The sequence below is a fragment of the Mycobacterium paraffinicum genome (genome assembly GCF_025822865.1).
GTDB classification, from domain to species: Bacteria; Actinomycetota; Actinomycetes; order Mycobacteriales; family Mycobacteriaceae; genus Mycobacterium; species Mycobacterium paraffinicum.
The window spans coordinates 204290-223735 of record NZ_JACKUR010000016.1; the positions used below are offsets into that span (position 1 = coordinate 204290).

At 65.9% G+C, this 19446-nt stretch carries 20 protein-coding genes and 1 pseudogene; 8 read left to right on the forward strand and 13 right to left on the reverse strand.

All coding sequences use genetic code 11. The annotated features are described in order from the left end of the window. Nucleotides 1–12: 12 nt before the first annotated feature. Nucleotides 13–1773: an aa3-type cytochrome oxidase subunit I gene (gene ctaD / locus H7J89_RS06180; protein WP_264037663.1), complete on the reverse strand. Its 1761-nt coding sequence runs from the start codon at nucleotides 1771–1773 to the stop codon at nucleotides 13–15. Between the two features lie 207 nt (nucleotides 1774–1980). Between ctaD and H7J89_RS06185 the strand changes: the two genes are divergently transcribed. Continuing rightward, nucleotides 1981–3057 carry an iron-siderophore ABC transporter substrate-binding protein gene (locus H7J89_RS06185; protein ID WP_264040152.1) on the forward strand — a complete coding sequence of 359 codons (1077 nt, stop codon included), beginning with the start codon at nucleotides 1981–1983 and terminating at the stop codon, nucleotides 3055–3057. Nucleotides 3058–3174: 117 nt separating this feature from the next. Beyond that, nucleotides 3175–4215: an NAD(P)-dependent alcohol dehydrogenase gene (locus H7J89_RS06190; protein WP_264037664.1), complete on the forward strand. Its 1041-nt coding sequence runs from the start codon at nucleotides 3175–3177 to the stop codon at nucleotides 4213–4215. Here the strand turns inward: H7J89_RS06190 and H7J89_RS06195 are convergent. Then, nucleotides 4210–4647, reverse strand: a complete 438-nt coding sequence (locus H7J89_RS06195) for a DUF3349 domain-containing protein (protein WP_264037666.1) — start codon at nucleotides 4645–4647, stop codon at nucleotides 4210–4212. The genes H7J89_RS06190 and H7J89_RS06195 overlap by 6 nt on opposite strands. 118 nt (nucleotides 4648–4765) lie before the next feature. On the opposite strand from H7J89_RS06195, the gene H7J89_RS06200 reads away from it, so the two are divergent. Continuing rightward, nucleotides 4766–5374 (forward strand): restriction endonuclease, encoded by a 609-nt coding sequence (locus H7J89_RS06200; protein WP_264037673.1) that lies wholly within the window; start codon nucleotides 4766–4768, stop codon nucleotides 5372–5374. A 71-nt stretch (nucleotides 5375–5445) separates the two neighbouring features. Here the strand turns inward: H7J89_RS06200 and nrdF are convergent, their stop codons facing one another. After that, the gene (gene nrdF, locus H7J89_RS06205) at nucleotides 5446–6420 is read right to left on the reverse strand and encodes a class 1b ribonucleoside-diphosphate reductase subunit beta (RefSeq protein WP_264037680.1); all 975 of its coding nucleotides are present in this window, start codon (nucleotides 6418–6420) and stop codon (nucleotides 5446–5448) included. Nucleotides 6421–6604: 184 nt separating this feature from the next. Here nrdF and H7J89_RS06210 point away from each other — a divergent pair, with 184 nt between their 5' ends. Beyond that, nucleotides 6605–7051 (forward strand): SRPBCC family protein, encoded by a 447-nt coding sequence (locus H7J89_RS06210; RefSeq protein WP_264037689.1) that lies wholly within the window; start codon nucleotides 6605–6607, stop codon nucleotides 7049–7051. Beyond that, nucleotides 7035–7577 carry a TetR/AcrR family transcriptional regulator gene (locus H7J89_RS06215; RefSeq protein WP_264037696.1) on the forward strand — a complete coding sequence of 181 codons (543 nt, stop codon included), beginning with the start codon at nucleotides 7035–7037 and terminating at the stop codon, nucleotides 7575–7577. Before H7J89_RS06210 ends, H7J89_RS06215 begins: the two co-directional genes overlap by 17 nt. Nucleotides 7578–7583: 6 nt before the next feature. Here H7J89_RS06215 and H7J89_RS06220 read toward each other — a convergent pair whose 3' ends face one another. Continuing rightward, nucleotides 7584–8159: a TetR/AcrR family transcriptional regulator gene (locus H7J89_RS06220; protein WP_264037703.1), complete on the reverse strand. Its 576-nt coding sequence runs from the start codon at nucleotides 8157–8159 to the stop codon at nucleotides 7584–7586. Between the two features lie 91 nt (nucleotides 8160–8250). Between H7J89_RS06220 and H7J89_RS06225 the strand changes: the two genes are divergently transcribed. Continuing rightward, nucleotides 8251–9159, forward strand: coding sequence for an SDR family oxidoreductase (locus H7J89_RS06225; RefSeq protein WP_264037712.1), 909 nt, complete (start codon nucleotides 8251–8253; stop codon nucleotides 9157–9159). Between the two features lie 22 nt (nucleotides 9160–9181). Here H7J89_RS06225 and H7J89_RS06230 read toward each other — a convergent pair whose 3' ends face one another. The 7 genes from H7J89_RS06230 to H7J89_RS06260 all read right to left on the reverse strand — a co-directional run bounded on the left by H7J89_RS06230 (nucleotide 9182) and on the right by H7J89_RS06260 (nucleotide 16132). After that, on the reverse strand, nucleotides 9182–9640 hold the full coding sequence (locus H7J89_RS06230; protein ID WP_264037721.1) for a universal stress protein: 459 nt from the start codon (nucleotides 9638–9640) through the stop codon (nucleotides 9182–9184). A 101-nt stretch (nucleotides 9641–9741) separates the two neighbouring features. After that, nucleotides 9742–11286, reverse strand: a complete 1545-nt coding sequence (locus H7J89_RS06235) for a flavin-containing monooxygenase (protein ID WP_264037728.1) — start codon at nucleotides 11284–11286, stop codon at nucleotides 9742–9744. Between the two features lie 104 nt (nucleotides 11287–11390). Beyond that, nucleotides 11391–12125, reverse strand: coding sequence for a TetR/AcrR family transcriptional regulator (locus H7J89_RS06240; RefSeq protein WP_264037737.1), 735 nt, complete (start codon nucleotides 12123–12125; stop codon nucleotides 11391–11393). A gap of 78 nt (nucleotides 12126–12203) precedes the next feature. After that, on the reverse strand, nucleotides 12204–14369 hold the full coding sequence (gene nrdE, locus H7J89_RS06245; RefSeq protein WP_264037745.1) for a class 1b ribonucleoside-diphosphate reductase subunit alpha: 2166 nt from the start codon (nucleotides 14367–14369) through the stop codon (nucleotides 12204–12206). Then, nucleotides 14339–14785, reverse strand: coding sequence for a class Ib ribonucleoside-diphosphate reductase assembly flavoprotein NrdI (nrdI, locus tag H7J89_RS06250; RefSeq protein ID WP_264037765.1), 447 nt, complete (start codon nucleotides 14783–14785; stop codon nucleotides 14339–14341). The genes nrdE and nrdI overlap by 31 nt, the downstream gene beginning before the upstream one ends. Nucleotides 14786–14820: 35 nt before the next feature. Then, nucleotides 14821–15060: a glutaredoxin-like protein NrdH gene (gene nrdH / locus H7J89_RS06255; RefSeq protein WP_067737242.1), complete on the reverse strand. Its 240-nt coding sequence runs from the start codon at nucleotides 15058–15060 to the stop codon at nucleotides 14821–14823. A 517-nt stretch (nucleotides 15061–15577) separates the two neighbouring features. Beyond that, complete coding sequence (locus tag H7J89_RS06260) at nucleotides 15578–16132, reverse strand: NAD(P)H-dependent oxidoreductase (protein WP_067210891.1); 555 nt, start codon at nucleotides 16130–16132, stop codon at nucleotides 15578–15580. A 91-nt stretch (nucleotides 16133–16223) separates the two neighbouring features. On the opposite strand from H7J89_RS06260, the gene H7J89_RS06265 reads away from it, so the two are divergent. Then, the gene (locus H7J89_RS06265) at nucleotides 16224–16832 is read left to right on the forward strand and encodes a TetR/AcrR family transcriptional regulator (protein WP_264037788.1); all 609 of its coding nucleotides are present in this window, start codon (nucleotides 16224–16226) and stop codon (nucleotides 16830–16832) included. Next, a pseudogene (locus H7J89_RS06270) lies at nucleotides 16832–17863 on the forward strand (DNA polymerase IV); the annotation flags it as partial. The gene H7J89_RS06265 and the pseudogene H7J89_RS06270, both read left to right, overlap by 1 nt. Here H7J89_RS06270 and H7J89_RS06275 read toward each other — a convergent pair. Together H7J89_RS06275 and H7J89_RS06280 are read right to left on the reverse strand one after the other, a co-directional pair. Further along, nucleotides 17810–18733 (reverse strand): SDR family oxidoreductase, encoded by a 924-nt coding sequence (locus H7J89_RS06275; protein WP_264037796.1) that lies wholly within the window; start codon nucleotides 18731–18733, stop codon nucleotides 17810–17812. The pseudogene H7J89_RS06270 and the gene H7J89_RS06275 overlap by 54 nt on opposite strands. Nucleotides 18734–18760: 27 nt before the next feature. Then, nucleotides 18761–19396 (reverse strand): TetR/AcrR family transcriptional regulator, encoded by a 636-nt coding sequence (locus H7J89_RS06280; RefSeq protein ID WP_264037805.1) that lies wholly within the window; start codon nucleotides 19394–19396, stop codon nucleotides 18761–18763. Nucleotides 19397–19446: the final 50 nt, after the last annotated feature.

The window sequence follows — 19446 nt, forward strand, 5'->3', positions numbered from 1 at the left end:
CCGACTCAGCCGCTACTGCTCAGGGGTCGAGCGATCGGGCTCGGTCCGCGGACCGAATCCCTTCGGCGATTCGAGAGCCGTGGCGTGGCGCCCCACATGCGCCTCGGCGCGCAGCCGCTCCACCATGTGCGGGTAGTGCAGCTCGAAAGCCGGCCGCTCCGAACGGATCCGGGGCAGCTCGGTGAAGTTGTGCCGCGGCGGCGGGCAACTGGTCGCCCACTCCAGCGAGTTGCCGTAACCCCACGGGTCGTCGACGGTCACGACCTCGCCGTAGCGCCAGCTCTTGAAGACGTTCCAAACGAACGGGAACATCGACGCACCCAGGATGAAGGCGCCGACCGTCGAGGCGATGTTGTACGGCTGGAAGCCGTCCGAGGGCAGGTAGTCGGCGTAGCGGCGGGGCATGCCCATGTCGCCGAGCCAGTGCTGCACCAGGAAGGTGGTGTGGAAGCCGATGAAGGTCAGCCAGAAGTGCAGCTTGCCCAGCCGCTCGTCGAGCAGCCGGCCCGTCATCTTGGGGAACCAGAAGTAGACGCCGGCGAACGTCGCGAACACGATCGTGCCGAACAGCACGTAGTGGAAGTGCGCGACAACGAAGTAGGTGTCGGTGACGTGGAAGTCCAGCGGAGGGCTGGCCAGCATCACGCCGGTCAGACCGCCCAGCAGGAAGGTCACCAGGAAGCCCACCGAGAACAGCATCGGGGTCTCGAAGGTGAGTTGCCCCTTCCACATCGTGCCGATCCAGTTGAAGAACTTGATCCCGGTGGGCACCGCAATCAGATACGTCATGAACGAAAAGAACGGCAGCAGAACGGCTCCGGTGGCGAACATGTGGTGCGCCCACACCGCGACGGACAGCGCGGCGATCGACAGCGTCGCGTAAACCAGGGTGGTGTAACCGAATACCGGCTTGCGGGAGAACACCGGGATGATCTCGGTGATGATCCCGAAGAACGGCAAGGCGATGATGTACACCTCGGGATGGCCGAAGAACCAGAACAGGTGTTGCCACAGCAGCACCCCGCCGTTGGCCGCGTCGTAGACGTGGGCCCCCAGATGTCGATCGGCGGCCAGCCCGAACAGCGCGGCGGTCAGGATCGGGAACGCGATCAGGATCAGGATCGACGTCACGAGGATGTTCCAGGTGAAGATCGGCATCCGGAACATCGTCATGCCGGGTGCGCGCATGCACACCACGGTGGTGATCATGTTGACCGCACCCAGGATGGTGCCCAGACCGGCGACGATCAGGCCGGTGATCCACAGGTCTCCCCCGGCGCCGGGCGAGTGGACGGCGTCGGACAGCGGCGTGTAGGCCGTCCAGCCGAAGTCGGCGGCCCCACCCGGGACGATGAAGCCGGCCGACGCGGTCAGACCGCCGAACAGGAACAACCAGAACGAGAAGGCATTCAGCCGCGGGAAAGCCACGTCGGGCGCGCCGATCTGCAGCGGCAGCACCAGGTTGGCGAACCCGAACACGACCGGCGTCGCGTACAACAGAAGCATGATCGTGCCGTGCATGGTGAACAGCTGGTTGTACTGCTCATTGGACAGGAACTGCAGTCCCGGCGCGGCCAGCTCGGTGCGCATCAACAGGGCCATCAGTCCGCCGATGAAGAAGAAGACGAAGCAGGTGACCGTGTACATGATGCCGATCATCTTGTGATCGGTGGTGGTGATCAGTTTGTAGACGAGGTTCCCTTTGGGGCCGGTCCGGTCCGGGTACGGACGAACGGCCTCGAGTTCTCCCAAGGGGGGCGCTTCGGCTGTCAACAGCTTCTCCAAACATCCGGATAGGACAGGGGCCCAAAAACAGAGCTGACACGAATCTTAACCGTCGATCATGCCGACGTCAGGGCTGGTCCTACAAACTGTCGTAAACGGCTCGGCGGCGCGGCGTGTCGGCTCGGAGTGCCGGGCTGCGCGCGGGTGGGTGTTAGCGTCTGACGCGTGCTTTTCGGCGTGACCCGACCCGCGTCCCTGCGCGCGGCCGCCGCGCTGGCGGCGGCAATCGCCGTCGCATGCAGCGGCTGCGGATCCGGCCAGCCCGGGACCAAGGCGCCGACTCCCACGCTGGTCACCCCCACCACCCAGATCGCCGGGGCGGGCGTGCTCGGAAACGACCGCCGCCCCGACGAGTCATGCGCACGGGATGCCGCCGCGGCCGATCCGGGGCCGAAGACGCGGCAGGCCCACAACGCGGCCGGCGTCAACCCGGACGTGGTGCAGGTGCCCGCCGAGCCTCAGCGCATCGTGGTGCTCTCGGGCGACCAGCTCGACGCCCTGTGCGCGCTCGGCCTGCAATCGCGGGTGGTCGCCGCCGCGCTGCCGGACGGGTCCTCGAGCCAGCCCGCCTACCTGGGCAGCGCGGTGCGCGGCGTGCCCGGCGTCGGTACCCGCAGCAAACCGGACCTGGCCGGCATCGCGGCGACCCACCCCGACCTCATCCTGGGCTCGCAGGGGTTGACGCCCAAGCTCTACCCGCAGCTGGCCGCGATCGCCCCGACGGTGTTCACCGCGGCCCCCGGCTCCGCCTGGGAAGAGAACCTGCGCGGCGTGGGCGCCGCGACGGCGCGCGGTGCCGCGATGGACGCGCTGCTCAACGGCTTTTCGCAGCGGGCCGGCGACGTCGGCGCCCGGCATGACGCGTCCCACTTCCAAGCGTCCATCGTGCAGCTGACCACCGATACGATCCGGATCTACGGCACCAACAACTTCCCGGCCAGCGTGCTGGGCGCCGTCGGGGTGGACCGGCCGGCAGCCCAGCGGTTCACCGACAAGCCCTACATCGAGATCCGCGCCACCGACGACGACCTGGCCAAGAACCCGGACCTCTCCGCCGCCGATGCCGACGTCGTCTATGTGTCGTGTGCGTCACCGGCGGCCGCCCAGCGCGCCGCCACCGTGCTGGACAGCAACCCGTGGCGCAAGCTGTCCGCCAACCACGACAACCGCGTCTACGTCGTCAACGACGAGCTGTGGCAGACCGGCGAGGGCCTGGTCGCGGCCCGCGGCATCGTCGACGACCTACGCCTGGTCAACGCCCCCATCAATTAGCGCGCGGGCGTGCGGGTACTTCCGGCCCTAAGGTGATAACGAGCGGCGCCCGGTGGCCCGGGACCATTACCTTAGCTAAACTTTTTGCAGACGCGACCACATCGAAGAGGGATATTTATGAGCACTGTTTCGGCCTACGCCGCGACCTCGGCGACCGAACCGTTGACCAAGACCACCATCGAGCGGCGTGACCCCGGCCCACACGACGTGGCGATCGACATCAAGTTCGCCGGGATCTGCCACTCCGACATCCACACCGTCAAGGCCGAGTGGGGTACGCCGAACTACCCCGTGGTGCCCGGCCATGAGATCGCCGGCGTCGTCTCCGCGGTCGGCTCCGAGGTCAGCAAGTACCAGGTCGGCGACCACGTCGGCGTGGGCTGCATGGTGAACTCCTGCGGCCAGTGCAGCAGCTGCAAGGCCGGGCTCGAGCAGTACTGCAAGCCGGGCGCGACCTTCACCTACAACTCCATCGACAAAGACGGCACGCCGACGCAGGGCGGCTACAGCCAGGGCGTCGTCGTCGACGAGAACTTCGTGGTGCGCATCCCCGACTCGCTGCCGCTGGACAAGGCGGCGCCGCTGCTGTGCGCGGGCGTCACGCTGTTCTCGCCGCTGCGGCACTGGAAGGCCGGCGAGGGGACGCGGCTGGCGATCATCGGCCTCGGTGGCCTGGGACACATGGGCGTCAAGCTCGGCGCGGCGATGGGCGCCGAGGTGACGGTGCTGTCGCAGTCGCTGAAGAAGATGGAGGACGGCCTGCGGCTGGGCGCCAAGCACTACTACGCCACCGCCGACCGCGACACCTTCACGAAGTTGCGGAACAGCTTCGACCTGATCCTGAACACCGTTTCGGCGAACCTGAAACTCAACGACTACCTCAGCCTGCTCGACGTCGACGGCACCCTCGTCGAATTGGGTATTCCCGAGCACCCCATGGAGGTGGGGGCGTTCCCGTTGGCGTTGGCGCGGCGCAGCCTCTCCGGGTCGAACATCGGCGGGATCGCCGAAACCCAGGAAATGCTGGACTTCTGCGCCGAACACGACGTGACGCCCGAAATCGAGCTGATCGAGCCGGGTTACATCAATGAGGCCTACGAGCGCGTCCTGGCGAGCGACGTTCGCTACCGCTTCGTCATCGACATCTCGAAGCTATGAGGCGACCTCGGACGGTTCATCGGGCGCGCAGTCGCGGGCGATGACTTCGGCCGCCTCCGCGTGCTCGTCGTCGGGAACGACCTCGCTGACGTCGATGCCGGCCAGCGGCCATCCGGCCGCGGCCAACGTGGCAGCCACCCGGATGATGTTTTCCTTGCCGGCGTCGAATTGCGTCATGTCGGAGATAAATTCGGCGATTTCGTCGCGATCGATCGGGTGATCGATGGTCTCCGGAGACCCTTCCTGCGCGGTGATGTGGCGCACCACCTCGCGGATCTGGTCTTCGGTCAGCGGTGTGCTGCGCAGCAATGCCATCAGCGGCACGCGGTCCGGGCCGGGGACGCCGTTCGGGTAGCCGACCTGCAGCCACTGGATCACTGAACGGCAGAAATGGTGGCGGTGATCCTTCTCGGAGGATGCGGTTTGCGTCACCAGAACAGTGTCAGGGCAGTGGCATCACCGGCGCTAGCGAGCGGTCACTCCGTGCCCACAATTCACATGCCGTTCATTGCCCGAACATGTCCGGGTCGGGCGCGGCGCCTGAGGTTAAATGGCCCGTCTTGTCGTCGGCCATCCCTACGATCGAGGCGTGCTCAAGGCGCTCGTCATGCTCCCGTTGGCCTGCGGCGCGGTCGTCGGCGTCGTCGACCGCAGCCCCGGGATGGCTTTCGTGGCGTTCTACCTGATGCTGCTGCTCGAGGTGCTGGCCGGGTGGTCAACCAACCGTCAATGGCCGCGCGGGGGACGGGCCGCATTCGCGGCCGTTGACGCGATGGACGGGGTGGAGTTCGAGGGCTACGTGGCCGCCCGCCTGCGCCGCGCGGGCTGGCGGGTCACGTTCACGCCTCCGGTCGGCGACTATGGAGTCGACCTGATCGCGGAAAAGGACGGCCACTCGGTGGCGGTCCAGTGCAAGCGCTACGGCAAATCGGTGGGCGTCGCCGCCGTCCAGCAGGTGGTCTCCGGCGCCCGCCACCATGGGTGCGCCAGGAGCATCGTGGTGAGCAATCAGGAATTCACCAGGGCCGCAAAGCAATTGGCGCATACCCACGGCTGCCAGTTGATCGGCCGCAAAGTATTGCAGGCCTGGGTGCCGGCGCCGGCGTCGAACACCAAGAATCCTGCGGGAAGAAAATCGGCCCAGCCGGTGTCTGAATAAAAGATCGGGCCGGCCCCAGTCCCTCCCCCCCGACGTGTGCGGCCGGCCCGATTCTCAACCAACCTGCAGTTTTAGAAGTCCCAGTCCTCGTCCTCGGTGACGACGGCCTTGCCGATCACGTAGGACGACCCGGAACCCGAGAAGAAGTCGTGGTTCTCGTCGGCGTTGGGTGAGAGCGCCGACAGGATTGCCGGGTTCACGTCGGTCTCGTCCCGCGGGAACAGCGCCTCGTAGCCGAGGTTCATCAGCGCCTTGTTGGCGTTGTAACGCAGGAACTTCTTGACGTCCTCGGTCAGCCCGACCGCGTCGTAGAGGTCCTGGGTGTACTCCACCTCGTTGTCGTAGAGCTCGAAGAGCAGCTCGTAGGTGTAGTCCTTGAGCTCGGCGCGCTTGACCTCGTCGACCAGCGCCAGCCCGCGCTGGTACTTGTAGCCGATGTAGTAGCCGTGCACGGCCTCGTCGCGGATGATCAACCGGATCATGTCGGCGGTGTTGGTCAGCTTGGCCCGGCTCGACCAGTACATCGGCAGGTAGAAGCCGGAGTAGAACAGGAAACTCTCCAGCAGCGTGGAGGCCACCTTGCGCTTGAGCGGCTCGTCGCCCTTGTAGTACTGCATGACGATCTCGGCCTTGCGCTGCAGGTTGGGGTTCTCCTCCGACCAGCGGAAGGCGTCGTCGATCTCGGCGGTCGAGCACAGTGTGGAGAAGATGTTGCTGTAGCTGCGCGCATGCACCGACTCCATGAACGCGATGTTGGTGTAGACGGCTTCCTCGTGCGGCGTCAGCGCGTCCGGGATGAGGCTGACCGCGCCGACGGTGCCCTGGATGGTGTCCAGCAGCGTCAGCCCGGTGAACACCCGCATCGTCAGCTGCTTCTCACCGGCGGTCAGCGTGGCCCAGGACGGGAGGTCGTTGGACACCGGCACCTTCTCGGGCAGCCAGAAGTTTCCGGTCAGCCGGTCCCAGACCTCGGCGTCCTTCTCGTCCTGCAGCCGGTTCCAGTTGATCGCCGAAACGCGGTCAATCAGCTTCATGTTTTCGGTCACCAGAACCCCACTTCACCCGCCGTTTTGCCTGAGGGACGTCAGGCTCCAAACACTACCCCTGGGGTACGACAACGGAGCGGAACACAAGAACTTGTGTTTGCGTGTCGCGGACCCACCCCGCATTCAGTTGCACTCCCCTCCCAGTATCTACCCAAAACCACACGCAGGATGTACCATTTGGTACATGTTTACCGAAGACAGTGTCGAGATCGATGCGTCGCCGCAGCTGGTGTGGGATGTCTTCAGCGACGTGGAGCGCTGGCCCGAGTGGACCGCCTCGGTGACGTCGCTGGTCGGACGGGACGGCCCCACGCTCGGGGCCGGCAAGCGGTTCACCATCAAGCAGCCCGGCATGTCGAAGCTGGTCTGGAAGGTCACCGACATCGATCCGGGAGCGTCATGGACCTGGGTGCAACGCTCCCCCGGCGTGCGGGTGAGCGCCCGGCACGACGTGCTCCCGCAACCCGGCGGCCGGACCCTGGTGCGCCAGCAGTTGGATCAGCGCGGTCTGCTCGGCGCGTTGGTCGGGCGCCTGATGCTCAACAAGACCAAGCGATTCCTGGAACTCGAGGCGCAAGGACTCAAGGCCCGGTCTGAGCAGCTCAGCCGCGCCGATGACGCGCACTCCTGACTCCGAACGGCGGCGGCAGCTGCTCGACGCGCTGGTCGCCGAGTTCGCGGCGGGCGGCGTCGGCGACCGGTCGTTGCGCGACGTGGCCGCCGCGGTGGGCACCAGCCATCGAATGTTGTTGCATCACTTCGGGTCTCGAGAGGATTTGTTGCTGGCCGTCGTCGAGGAGGTGGAGCGCCGCCAGATGGGCGTGCTGGCCGGCCTGCCAACGACGCCGGCCGAGGGTTTCGCCGCCATGTGGGCCGACGTCCGCCGTCCCGAGCTGCGCCAAGCCGAACGCCTCTTCTTCGAGTGCTATGCCCGCGCGGCCCAGGGTGAAAAGCCGTTCACGCGAATGGTTCCCGGGGCGGTCGACGGCTGGCTCGCGGAGATAGGGAGGCTGGACGGCGATTCGGATCCCGCGCTGGCCCGACTCGGACTCGCCGTCATCCGCGGCCTGCTGCTGGATCTCGCCGCCACCGACGACCAGGCCGGTGTCGACGCCGCTGCGCATGCCTTCACCGAACTCCTCAGGCGCGGAGCCTGATCCGCCTCACTTCTCCTTGGGCAACAGGGCGATGATCGTGTCCACGAGTTCCTCGGCGTCGGTGTGCCACTTGTCCAAATCGAGGTGGCCGCTGAGGTCCAAGCCGGTGATGCCGTGGGCGGTGGTGAGAAGCAGCGCGCCGTAAAGCCGTGCCCGCCGGGGACCGGTGATGCGGCCCACGATGCCCAGGAACAGGTCCTGCGTCCGTTCGGCGGCCCGGACCGCCGCCTCAGGGGGATCGCCCGGGGGTGGGGTGAACATCAGGCGATAAAGGTGCGGCCGGTCGCGGCCGAGGGCGATCAGCGAAAGCAAACCGGAGCGCAATGTCATCTCGGGCGGGTCGTCGCTGGCGGCCAATACCTCGAGAGCATCGCCCAATTCGCTCAGCGCGCTCGTGGCGAGGACGGTGAGCAGCGATTGCTTGTCGGCGAAGTGGCGGTATGCGGCCGAGCGCGACACGCCGCTGCGAGCGCCCACCTCTCGCAGCGTTACTGCCTCGACTCCGCCGAGGTCGAGCAGAACCTCCGCGGCCTCGAGTAGCGAACGACGAGTGGCCGCCGCGCTCTCCGCACGTGTCGTCACCCGCCGAGCATATGACGGCACTCCAGTTGACAACGTCAACCAGGCTGTTAGTTTGAGATGACAGCGTCAACTCAAACGTTTGGAGACCGCCGTGACTTCCCCGCATTCCACCGACCGCAACCAGCTGATCGTCGTGACCGGTGCATCCACAGGCATGGGCGCCGCTACCGCACGGCTATTGGTCCGCAATGGTTTTCACGTGCTCGCCGGCGTGCGTCGCGACGTCGACGCCGACGCGCTGCGGGCCGATCGCATCGAACCGCACATCCTGGACATCACGGTCGAATCGGACGTGGCCGCCATCGCCGGGCGCGTCGCGAACGATCCACTGCATCGCCCCCTTCGCGCGCTGGTCAACAACGCCGGGATCGCGATCAATGCGCCAGTGGAAACGTTGCCGATGGAGCAGTGGCGCAAGCAGTTTGAGGTCAACCTGTTCGGACACATCGCGATGACTCAGGCGCTGCTGCCGGCCCTCTTAGAAAGCAAAGGCACCGTCGTGAACATAAGTTCCGTCGGCGGGAAGGTCGTCTTGCCGACCTACGGCGCATACGCCGGTTCGAAGTTCGCGCTCGAGGCGGTCAGCGATGCCCTGCGCCGGGAGATCGGCGATCTCGGGGTCAAGGTCGCCGTGGTGGAACCCGGCGCGGTCAAAACCGAAATGGCTGAACGCGGAATCGCCACTGCGGAGGCGTTGATGGCCAACATGACCGCTGCCCAGCTCGCGCGCTATGACGCGCTCGCGGCGGCCGTCACCGCCCAAGCCCGATCGTTCGGCGAGGATGGCGTCTCGGCTGAACACGCCGCCAAGGTGATCGTCAAGGCGGCGACCGCGCCTCGTCCCCGGACCCGCTACGCCATCGGGCGCGATGCCGCGATCCTCACGCGGGTCAGCCGTGTCGTATCTGACCGGATTCTGGATCGCATTGTGCGCCTGAGCCTTCGCTCGTTCATGAAAGGATCAAAGTCACGCGAATGGCCCAGCGCGCAACACGCCTAGGCGGTCGACCGCTGGCCGCCGATCAGCCGGTGGTGTAGACGATCAGCACGTCGGTTCTGGCCCTGCGGGAGACTTCGGATGGGACCGAACCCAGCAGCCGGCCGGCGACGCTGCTGAGCCCGACGTTGCCGACGACGAGCAGGTCGGCCTCGATCTCCTCGGCGAGCTGCACCAGCGCATTGATGGGAGCACCGACGATCGGCTTTTCCTCCACGTTCTTGGCCCCGGCTTGGTGCGCCCGCTCCCTGGCGTTCTGCAGGATCGCGAAGAAAGGGGCCTCGCCCACCGTGCGGTAGTCCTGACCGTGGTCGCTTCCCGGTGGGATCGCGTAGCGGCCTTTTTCCACGGGAACGGGAAGATGCGCGGTCGCAACGATCAATTTCGCGCCGTGATGCGCAGCGATCGCGGCTGCGCGGTCCACCGCAAGCAGCGACGAATCCGAGCCATCGGTGCCGACCACAACGGTCTGGTAGGCGGTCATTTCCCTCCCAGTGTAGAACCAGACGGCGGCTCAACACCCGCTCATAGACGAATTCATGGATAGCACCGAGAGCCCGACTCGGGCCATACCTACCCGCCGGCTCAGCCCTGCGCGGTCGCCGCCAAGCGCTTGGCGCCTGACCCGTTGCCGAAGAACTCGTACTCGTCCGGCTTGACCGAGCGGGTGTCCCGCCAGTACTCCCAGGTGTAGCCGCCCCACAGCACTGTGTTCTTGCCGTGCTCGTCGAGATACCAGCTGGCGCAACCACCGCTGTTCCACACCGACGGCCCCAGCCTGCGCTGCAACTCGTCGTTGAAGGCGTCCTGCGCGGCGCGCGTCGGTGCCAGCGCCTGCACGCCCAGCTTGTCGCAGGTCTTGATCGCGCTGGCCACATAGCGAATCTGCGACTCGATCATGAACACCACCGAGTTGTGCCCCAGGCCGGTGTTCGGTCCCAGCAGGAAGAACAGGTTGGGCATGTCGGCGACGGTGATGCCGCGGTGGGCGGCGATGCCCTCCCTGTTCCAGCGGTCCACCAGGTCCTCACCGTTGTGGCCCTTGATCTGGACGTAGGTGTAGGAGTCGGTGACGTGAAATCCGGTGCCGTACACGATGACGTCGACCTCGCGCTCTTTACCGTCGGCGGTGACGATCCCGTCCGGCGTGATCCGCGCGATGTGATCGGTGATCAGCTCGGTCTTCGGGTCCGCGACCGCCCGGTAATAGGTGGAGGAGTTCAGAATTCGCTTGCAGCCGATGCGATAGTGCGGCGTCAACTTGCGACGCAGTTCGCGGTCCTTGACCGACCGGCGGATGTTGTATTTCACGTACGCTTCGATGAACTTCAGCGCGTTGGGTCGCTTGGTCATCCCGACGGCCAGCGCCTCTTGACCCCAATAGATCGCCACCCGCAGCAGCGCCCGCAGGCCGGGGACGTTCGCCATGGCCCGCCGCAGCGCGGCGGGGATCTCGGGGTTGGAGCGCGGCACCACCCACGGCGGAGTGCGTTGGTAGAGCTGAAGTTCGGCGACCTGCCCGACGATCTCCGGCACGATCTGGATCGCGCTGGCGCCGGTCCCGATCATCGCCACCCGCTTGCCGGTCAAATCGACGCTGTGGTCCCATTCCGCGGAATGGAAAGCGGGACCGCGGAATTCGTCGCGGCCCTCGATGTCGGGCAGGGACGGGATGTGCAGCGCCCCCGCGCCGGAGATCAGGAACTGTCCGACGAATTCGCGGCCGTCTTCGGTGAAGACGTGCCAGCGCTGCTCGTCGTCATCCCAGTGGGCCCGATCGACGTGCGAGTTGAACTCGATGTAGCGGCGCAGGCCGTATTTCTCGGTGACACCCTTGAGGTAGTCCCAGATCTCGGGCTGATACGAGAACGGGTTCTTCCAGTCAGGCTTGGGCTCGAAGGAGAACGAATACAGGTGCGACGGGATGTCGCAGGCGCAGCCCGGGTAACTGTTGTCGCGCCAGGTGCCGCCGACGTCGTTGAACTTCTCCAGGATCACGAAGTCCACGCCTTGCTGCTGCAGCTTGATCGCCATGCCCAGGCCGGAGAACCCGGTCCCGATGATGATGGCGCGCGCGTGCACAGGCTGGTGTGCGGATGTCGGTTCGGCGTGTGTCACGACGTCGGTCACGGTGGATCGATCTTCCTGTTAGAAATACCCAGTACCCAGGGTATCGAATGGCACGAGTGTTGACGATCGCCGCAACGATGTCAACGTGCCAAAGGTCCTCAGCCTCAGCTCGCCGCGGGGTTGCTGGGCACCACGCTGTGAACCGGCTGGTCGGGGTCCATCGTGATGCCGAGCACCTCGGCGGTGCCGACGATGACCCCCACCATGATGGTCGTCAGGTGGGCGACGAACTGCTCGCGCGGCATGCGGCGAGCGCTTTGCGGGTCCGGGCCCAGCCACCACTCGGTGGCCGATGCGGCCGAGCCGAAGGCCGCGTGCGCGGCCAGCTCGAACGCCGCATGGTCGAGCTCCATCTCGCGCAGCTCGTCGTCGAACAGGTCGGCCATCGCCAACGTGATCCCGCGACCCTCGTTGAGGATCTGGGGGCTGGCCGCCGAGCGGCCCTGGATGAACACCCGCAACACGTTGGGGTGCTGGTCGACGAGGCCGACGTACTCGTCGACGGCCCGCCGGATCACCGCGCGGGCCGAGTCGATCTTGAGGTCGACCGACGGGAAGATCGCCGTCCAGAGCATGTCGCGCAGGCGTTCCCCGATGGCCTGGAACAGATCGGACTTGTCGTGGAAATGCCGGTAGATCTTCGGCTTGGCGGTGCCGGCCTCCTCGGCGATCTCCCGCACGCTCAGCTCGGGTCCGAGGCGGTCGATGGCGCGAAACGCCGCATCCACGATCTCGCCGCGCACCTTCTTACGGTGTTCGCGCCACCGCTCGCTGCGCGCGTCGACCTTGGCCCCCGGCAGCTTGACGCTGGGGTGGGGTGGTCGCGGAATTCTCACCACGTCAAGCACCATACCCCTCTGGGACCGCCCCGAGCCGCTGACCTGGGCAGACTGGACGCCAGGCAACGGACGCGGCGATCAGAGCATGCAGGACACGCAGCCCTCGACCTCGGTGCCCTCCAAAGCCATCTGCCGCAGCCGGATGTAGTAGAGCGTCTTAATGCCCTTGCGCCAGGCGTAGATCTGCGCCTTGTTCACGTCGCGGGTGGTCGCGGTGTCCTTGAAGAACAGCGTCAGCGACAGCCCCTGATCGACGTGCTGGGTGGCCGCGGCGTAGGTGTCGATGACCTTCTCGTACCCGATCTCGTAGGCGTCCTGGAAGTACTCCAGGTTCTCGTTGGTCATGTAGGGCGCCGGGTAGTAGACGCGGCCGATCTTGCCTTCCTTGCGGATCTCCACCTTGCTGGCGATCGGGTGGATCGAGCTGGTGGAGTGGTTGATGTAGGAGATCGATCCGGTCGGCGGGACGGCCTGCAGGTTCTGGTTGTAGATGCCGTACTGCTGCACCGACTCCTTCAGCCGCTTCCAGTCGTCCTGGGTCGGGATCCGGATGTCCGCGTCGGCGAAGAGCTGACGCACCTTCTCGGTCTGCGGCTCCCACACCTGCTCGGTGTACTTGTCGAAGAACTCCCCCGACTTGTACTTCGACCGCTCGAAACCGCCGAACGCCCTGCCCCGCTCGATGGCGATGCGGTTCGACGCCCGCAGCGCGTGGTAGAGCACCGTATAGAAGTAGATGTTGGTGAAGTCGATGCCTTCCTCGGACCCGTAGAAGATGCGCTCCCGGGCGAGATAGCCGTGCAGGTTCATCTGCCCCAGCCCGATCGCGTGGGATTCGTTGTTGCCCTGCTCGATCGAGGGCACCGACGTGATCGACGTCTGGTCACTCACCGCGGTCAGCGCGCGGATCGCCACCTCGATGGTCTGCGCGAAGTCGGGCGAGTCCATCGCCTTGGCGATGTTCAGCGACCCGAGGTTGCACGAAATGTCTTTGCCCACTTTGGAGTACGACAGATCGTCGTTGAACTCCGACGGCGTGGACACCTGCAGGATCTCCGAGCACAGGTTCGAGTGCGTGATCTTGCCCTCGATCGGGTTGGCCCGGTTCACCGTGTCCTCGAACATGATGTAGGGGTAACCCGACTCGAACTGCAGCTCGGCCAGCGTCTGGAAGAACTCCCGCGCCTTGATCTTCGTCTTGCGGATGCGCGCGTCGTCGACCATCTCGTAGTACTTCTCGGTCACCGAGATGTCGGCGAACGGCATCCCGTAGACCCGCTCGACGTCGTACGGCGAGAACAGGTACATGTCCTCGTTCTTCTTGGCCAGCTCGAAGGTGATGTCGGGGATCACCACGCCCAGGCTCAGCGTCTTGATCCGGATCTTCTCGTCGGCGTTCTCACGCTTGGTGTCCAGGAAGCGGTAGATGTCGGGGTGATGCGCGTGCAGGTACACCGCGCCGGCCCCCTGGCGCGCGCCCAGCTGGTTGGCGTAGGAGAACGAGTCCTCGAGCAGCTTCATGATGGGGATGACGCCCGAGGACTGGTTCTCGATGTTCTTGATCGGCGCGCCGTGCTCACGAATGTTGGTCAGCAGCAACGCGACTCCCCCGCCGCGCTTGGACAGCTGCAGGGCGGAGTTGATCGATCGCCCGATCGACTCCATGTTGTCCTCGATGCGCAACAGGAAGCAGCTCACCGGCTCGCCGCGCTGCTTCTTGCCCGAGTTCAAGAACGTCGGGGTGGCCGGCTGGAAACGGCCGTCGATGATCTCGTCGACCAGCTTCTCGGCCAGTCCGGTGTCGCCGGCGGCCAGGGTGAGCGCCACCATGACGACGCGGTCCTCGAAGCGCTCCAGGTAGCGCTTACCGTCGAACGTCTTCAGCGTGTAGGAGGTGTAGTACTTGAACGCGCCGAGGAACGTCGGGAACCGGAACTTCTTGGCGTACGCGCGGTCCAGCAGCTCCTTGACGAAGTTGCGTGAGTACTGGTCGAGAACCTCACGCTCGTAATAGTTTTCACGAATCAGGTAGTCGAGCTTCTCGTCCTGATTGTGGAAGAAGACCGTGTTCTGGTTGACGTGCTGCAGGAAGTACTCGCGGGCCGCCAGCACGTCCTTGTCGAACTGAATCCTGCCGTCGGCGTCGTACAGGTTCAGCATCGCATTCAGGGCGTGGTAGTCCGTCTCCCCGGGCAACGTGTGCGCGCCGGACGTTACAGGCTCTGCAGTGACGGTTGGTGGCACGTCTGTTCCTTCCAGAATTCTTCCAGACCCGCGCGGACGGCTTCCACGTCGTCCGGGGTTCCCATCAGTTCGAAGCGGTAGAGGTAGGGAACGCCGCATTTGCGCGAGATCACGTTGCCCGCATAGGCGAATTCGGCGCCGAAGTTGTTGTTGCCCGCGGCGATGACGCCGCGGATCAACGACCGGTTGTGCTCGTTGTTCAGGAATGCGATGACTTGCTTGGGGACATAGCCACCTGCATTCATGTCCGGGGTGGCCCGGCCGCCGCCGTACGTGGGCAGTATCAGCACGTACGGCTCGTCGACCTCGATGCGGCCATGCAGCGGTATCCGCGTGGCGGGAACACCCAGCTTCTCCACGAAGCGGTGGGTGTTCTCCGACACGGAGGAGAAATAGACCAGGTTGCGCGACTGCACCGCAACCTCCTTACCTAACGTCCGCCGCTAACTGCTCAGGCGCTGAGCGCCGATTCCGCGATTGCCTTGATGCGGTCCGGCCGGAACCCCGACCAGTGGTCGCTTCCCGCCACCACGACGGGGGCCTGCAGGTAACCCAGCGCCATCACGTAGTCGCGCGCCTCGTTGTCCAGCGTGATGTCGACCTTCTCGTAGCCGATGCCCTGCTTGTCCAGGGCCTTGAACGTGGCGCTGCACTGCACGCACGCCGGCTTGGTGTACACGGTGATGGTCATAGAAGCCGCTCCTTTGCGGAAGGTGGGACTTGTACGGACTGGCAACTACTCGGGTACTGCAACGAACTCTGTCCTCGCTGTGTTACAGCGGCCCGTCAAGTCCCCCGATTCCCGTCCTGCGGCCGTCGGGGTCGAATGACCTATCGAGCCGATTTCGGGTGGTCAACCAGGCCCCGGTCGGGCTGGTGAACCTGGGATCTGCCGGTGCTCGAAACACTACACCTAGTGGCTGACAAGATGTCGAGATACAAGATGTTCGGAATAACATTTCTGAAATTCGCTGGTCGTAAGCCCTCACGACGACACACGCCCGGCGTGTCGCAGGTCACATTCCTCGCCTAAGTCATCCATGCGAATGGGTATATCACCGGCCACCGACAACTCCCCGTCGGCGCCGGCCTGATCCCCCGACACGCCCCGCCGCCAGCAAAGCCGCCAGCCGGGGCTGGCGGCTTCTGCTATCCGGTTACAACAACCTCGCTGGTCGTCCGGCGGCCGGCTTGTTGACTTCCGCCAATCAGTCGACTTCGGCGACCAGTTTCCCGACGACATCGCGTACGTTCCCCGAGAGCTCGGCGTGCTCCGCGGGCGCCTTGCCCTCCAGGGTTTTGAACGGCACCGAGAGCTTGATCGACTCGACCACGCGGGCGCCGGCAATCCCGAACGACTTGCGGGTTTCGTCGTGCGCCCAGACCCCGCCGTATTGGCCGAAAGAGCCCCCGATGACCGCCAGCGGCTTGCCCTTCAGCGCGCCGTCACCGAACGGGCGGGACAGCCAGTCGATCGCGTTCTTGATGACGGCCGGAATGCTGCCGTTGTATTCCGGGGTGACCACGAGCGCGGCGTCGGCCTCGGCCGCCGCGGTGCGCAGGGCTGTCACCGGACCCAGCGGCGGGGCGTCGGCAGTCATCGCTTCGTCGATCTCCTCGTTGTAGAACGGCAGCTCGCCGAGCCCTTCGAAGATCGTGATGGTGACGTCGCCCGGCGCGACGTCGGCTGCGAGCTGGGCGATCTGTCGGTTCACCGAGGCCGCCCGAAGGCTCCCCACCAACGCCAAGATTTTGGTTGCCACTGTTGCAGTTCCCTTCGGTTGTCGGTTTCCATCCTCGCACGCCCTAACCGGACTATGGTCCGATTTATTCCGCCGGCGCTAAAGTGCAGTCATGATCGAGCGGCTGGACTCGTTGCCGTTGTCCGCCCCGCAGGTGGTGCACCAGGAGCGGGGCGACGCGGCGCGCAACCGGGCGCTCTTGCTCCAGGCTGCCCGAGACCTGATCGCCGAGCGCGGCGCCGACGCGGTCACCATGGACGACGTTGCCGCCGCCGCCGGCGTCGGCAAAGGCACGGTGTTCCGCCGCTTCGGCAGCCGCGCCGGCTTGATGATGGTGCTGCTCGACGAGGACGAGCGAGCCAGCCAGCAGGCTTTTCTATTCGGGCCGCCCCCGTTGGGGCCCGACGCTCCGCCCATCGACCGGCTGGTGGCGTTCGGTCGGGAGCGGATCTGCTTCGTCCATGCCCATCACGAACTGCTCTCGGAAGCCCACCGCGATCCCCAGACTCGCAACAGCGCGCCGGTCTTGGTGCACCACACCCACATCCGGGTGTTACTCCAGGCGGCGCATACCACCGGCGATCTCGACGTCCAGACCGATGCGCTGCTCGCTCTGCTCAATGTGAACTACGTCGAGCATCAGCTCAACGATCGCGGCCATACCCTCCGGACCCTCGGCGATGCCTGGGAAAGCTTGGCGCGCAAGCTCTGCGGCCGCTGATGAGCCCGGCCTGGGTCCTGCACGTCGACCTCGACCAGTTTCTGGCGTCGGTGGAGTTGCGCCGCCACCCCGAACTGGCCGGGCTGCCGGTCATCGTCGGCGGCAACGGTGACCCGACCGAGCCCCGCAAGGTCGTCACCTGCGCCTCCTACGAGGCCCGCGAGTTCGGCGTGCACGCCGGGATGCCGTTGCGGGCCGCCGCGCGCCGCTGCCCCGATGCGACGTTTCTGCCCTCGGATGCGGCCGCTTACGACGCGGCATCCGAACAGGTGATGGGGCTGTTGCGAGATTTGGGACATCCGGTCGAAGTGTGGGGCTGGGACGAGGCGTATGTCGGGCTGAACGGCGACGCGGCGGCCGATCCGGCCGCCGTGGCCGAGGAGATTCGCACGATCATCTCGTCGGAAACCGGGCTGTCCTGTTCGGTCGGAATCAGCGACAACAAGCAGCGCGCCAAGATCGCGACCGGCTTCGCCAAACCGGCGGGCATCTTCACGCTCACCGATGCGAACTGGATGACCCTGATGGCGCATCGCCCGGTCCACGCACTGTGGGGCGTCGGCCCCAAGACGGCGAAAAAGCTTGCCACACTGGGAATCACGACGGTGTGGCAGCTCGCGCACAGTGATGCCGAGCTGCTCACTTCCGTGTTCGGCTCGCGCACCGGCCTGTGGTTGCTGCTACTGGCCAAGGGCGGCGGTGATACCGGCGTCAGCGCCGAGCCGTGGATTCCGCGCTCCCGCAGCCACGTCGTCACCTTCCCGCGCGACCTCACCGATCGTACCGAAATGGATTCGGCCATAACGCAACTCGCCGAACACGCGTTGTCGGACGTGCTCGCGTCGGGCCGGATCGTGACGCGGGTGGCGGTTACCCTACGAACCGCGACGTTCTACACCCGAACCAAAATCCGCAAGCTGGAGGCGCCCACCACCGACCGTGACACCATCGTCGCCGCGGCGCTGCGCGTGCTGGGCCTATTCGAGCTCGACCGCCCGGTCCGGCTGCTCGGGGTGCGCCTCGAACTGGCCATGCCGGACCAGCGGCGCCGGCGCCGGCCGCAGGGCGCGGGTGAAGATGACGTTGACCTGACGCATCGCCACGCTGTAGGGCCACCAGGCCAGCCGCTTGAAGGCGTACAGCGCCCGGATGTCCGGTGAGGTGTAGATCAGGTAGCGGTTCTTGGCCACCCCGGCCAGGATCTTCTCGGCCGCCTTGTCCGGCGAGACGGCGTGGCCGCTGAACCGGTTCACCCAGCGCGCGACCTTGGGGTCTTCGCGGTCCACCCCGGCTATCTCGACGGTTTGGACCAGTGGGGTGTTCACCGCTCCCGGCACCACAACCGACACCCCGATGCGGTGGCGGGCCAGGTCGAAGCGCAGCACCTCCGACAGGCCGCGCAGACCGTACTTGCTGGCGCTGTAGGCGGCATGCCATGGAAGCGCGACCAACCCGGCCGCCGACGACACGTTGGCCAGGTGCCCGCCGTTGCGGGCGGCCACCATCGGCGGCACGAACGATTCGATGACGTGGATCGGACCCATCAGGTTGATCGCGATCATCTTGCTCCACTGATCGTGCGTCAGCCGGTCGACGGTGCCCCAGGCGGACACGCCGGCGATGTTGAGCACGACGTCCATGCTCGGATGGTCGCGGTGGACGTCGGCGGCGAACGCCGCCACCTGGTCGTAGTCGGCGATATCGAGGGCCCGGTGTGCGGGCACCCGAGCGCCCAGCGCGCGGGCGTCGGCCACGGTGAGCTCGAGGCCGTCGGAGTCGCGGTCGGTCAGATAGAGTTCGGCGCCCTGTGCGGCCAGCCGCAACGCGGTGGCCCGCCCGATGCCGCTGGCCGCGCCGGTGACCAGACACCGCTTGCCTGCGTAATACCCCTGCTGCCCCATTGCCGTGACGATACCGGCGGTAACGCGCTACGGACGCCCGCCCCACAGCGCGTGGAGCCACAACCGCTCGAGCACGCGCACGCGGCGATCGCGATCGCTGTCACGGCCGGCCAGGATGGGATCGCCGGTCAGCATCAACGCGGTGGTACCGGCCAGGGTGCGGATCAGTGTCGGCAGGTCGTCGCTGATCGGGCTGGCGGTCCCGGCCTTCATCTCGGCCTCGACGATCGCGACGATCTGACCCAGCACCACCTCGAATTGTTGATCCATCAGGTTGCGGATCTCGACGTCGGTGTTGCGGGCGTCGTTGCAGGCGGTCATCACCGGGTCGTTGTGCGCATAGACGGCCGCCGCGCTGCCGACCATGCGCTCGGCGAACTGCTCCGGTGACTCGCCCGGCTGGCGGGGGGCGAAATCCTGGGTCAGCTCTTCGAGTTCCTCGGCGGCCTCGGCCATCAGCTGGGCGAGTACGGCGTACTTGGAGTCGAAGTAGAAGTAGAAGCCCGACCGGGCCACCCCGGCCCGGAGGCTGATGGTGCTGACCGACAGCTCCGCGAATGGCTTCTCCTGCAGCAGTTCCCGCACCGCCTGCAGGATCGCCTGGCGCTGCTTGTCGCCGCGCCGTTGCCCGCCCGGCTCCGGACTGGCGGGATGGCTGCTCATTCCCTGACCTTGCACCACGCCGGTCAAAAAGCAAACTTGACAGCCGTCAA

Coding starts and splice junctions, on each gene's coding strand:
- H7J89_RS06200 (WP_264037673.1), top strand. CDS start 4,766: ATGGCCCGTCTTGTCGTCGGCCATCCCTACGATCGAGGCGTGCTCAAG.
- H7J89_RS06230 (WP_264037721.1), bottom strand. CDS start 9,640: ATGACCGCCTACCAGACCGTTGTGGTCGGCACCGATGGCTCGGATTCG.
- H7J89_RS06265 (WP_264037788.1), top strand. CDS start 16,224: ATGATCGAGCGGCTGGACTCGTTGCCGTTGTCCGCCCCGCAGGTGGTG.
- nrdH (WP_067737242.1), bottom strand. CDS start 15,060: ATGACCATCACCGTGTACACCAAGCCGGCGTGCGTGCAGTGCAGCGCC.
- H7J89_RS06280 (WP_264037805.1), bottom strand. CDS start 19,396: ATGAGCAGCCATCCCGCCAGTCCGGAGCCGGGCGGGCAACGGCGCGGC.
- H7J89_RS06210 (WP_264037689.1), top strand. CDS start 6,605: ATGTTTACCGAAGACAGTGTCGAGATCGATGCGTCGCCGCAGCTGGTG.
- H7J89_RS06275 (WP_264037796.1), bottom strand. CDS start 18,733: ATGGGGCAGCAGGGGTATTACGCAGGCAAGCGGTGTCTGGTCACCGGC.
- H7J89_RS06190 (WP_264037664.1), top strand. CDS start 3,175: ATGAGCACTGTTTCGGCCTACGCCGCGACCTCGGCGACCGAACCGTTG.
- H7J89_RS06215 (WP_264037696.1), top strand. CDS start 7,035: ATGACGCGCACTCCTGACTCCGAACGGCGGCGGCAGCTGCTCGACGCG.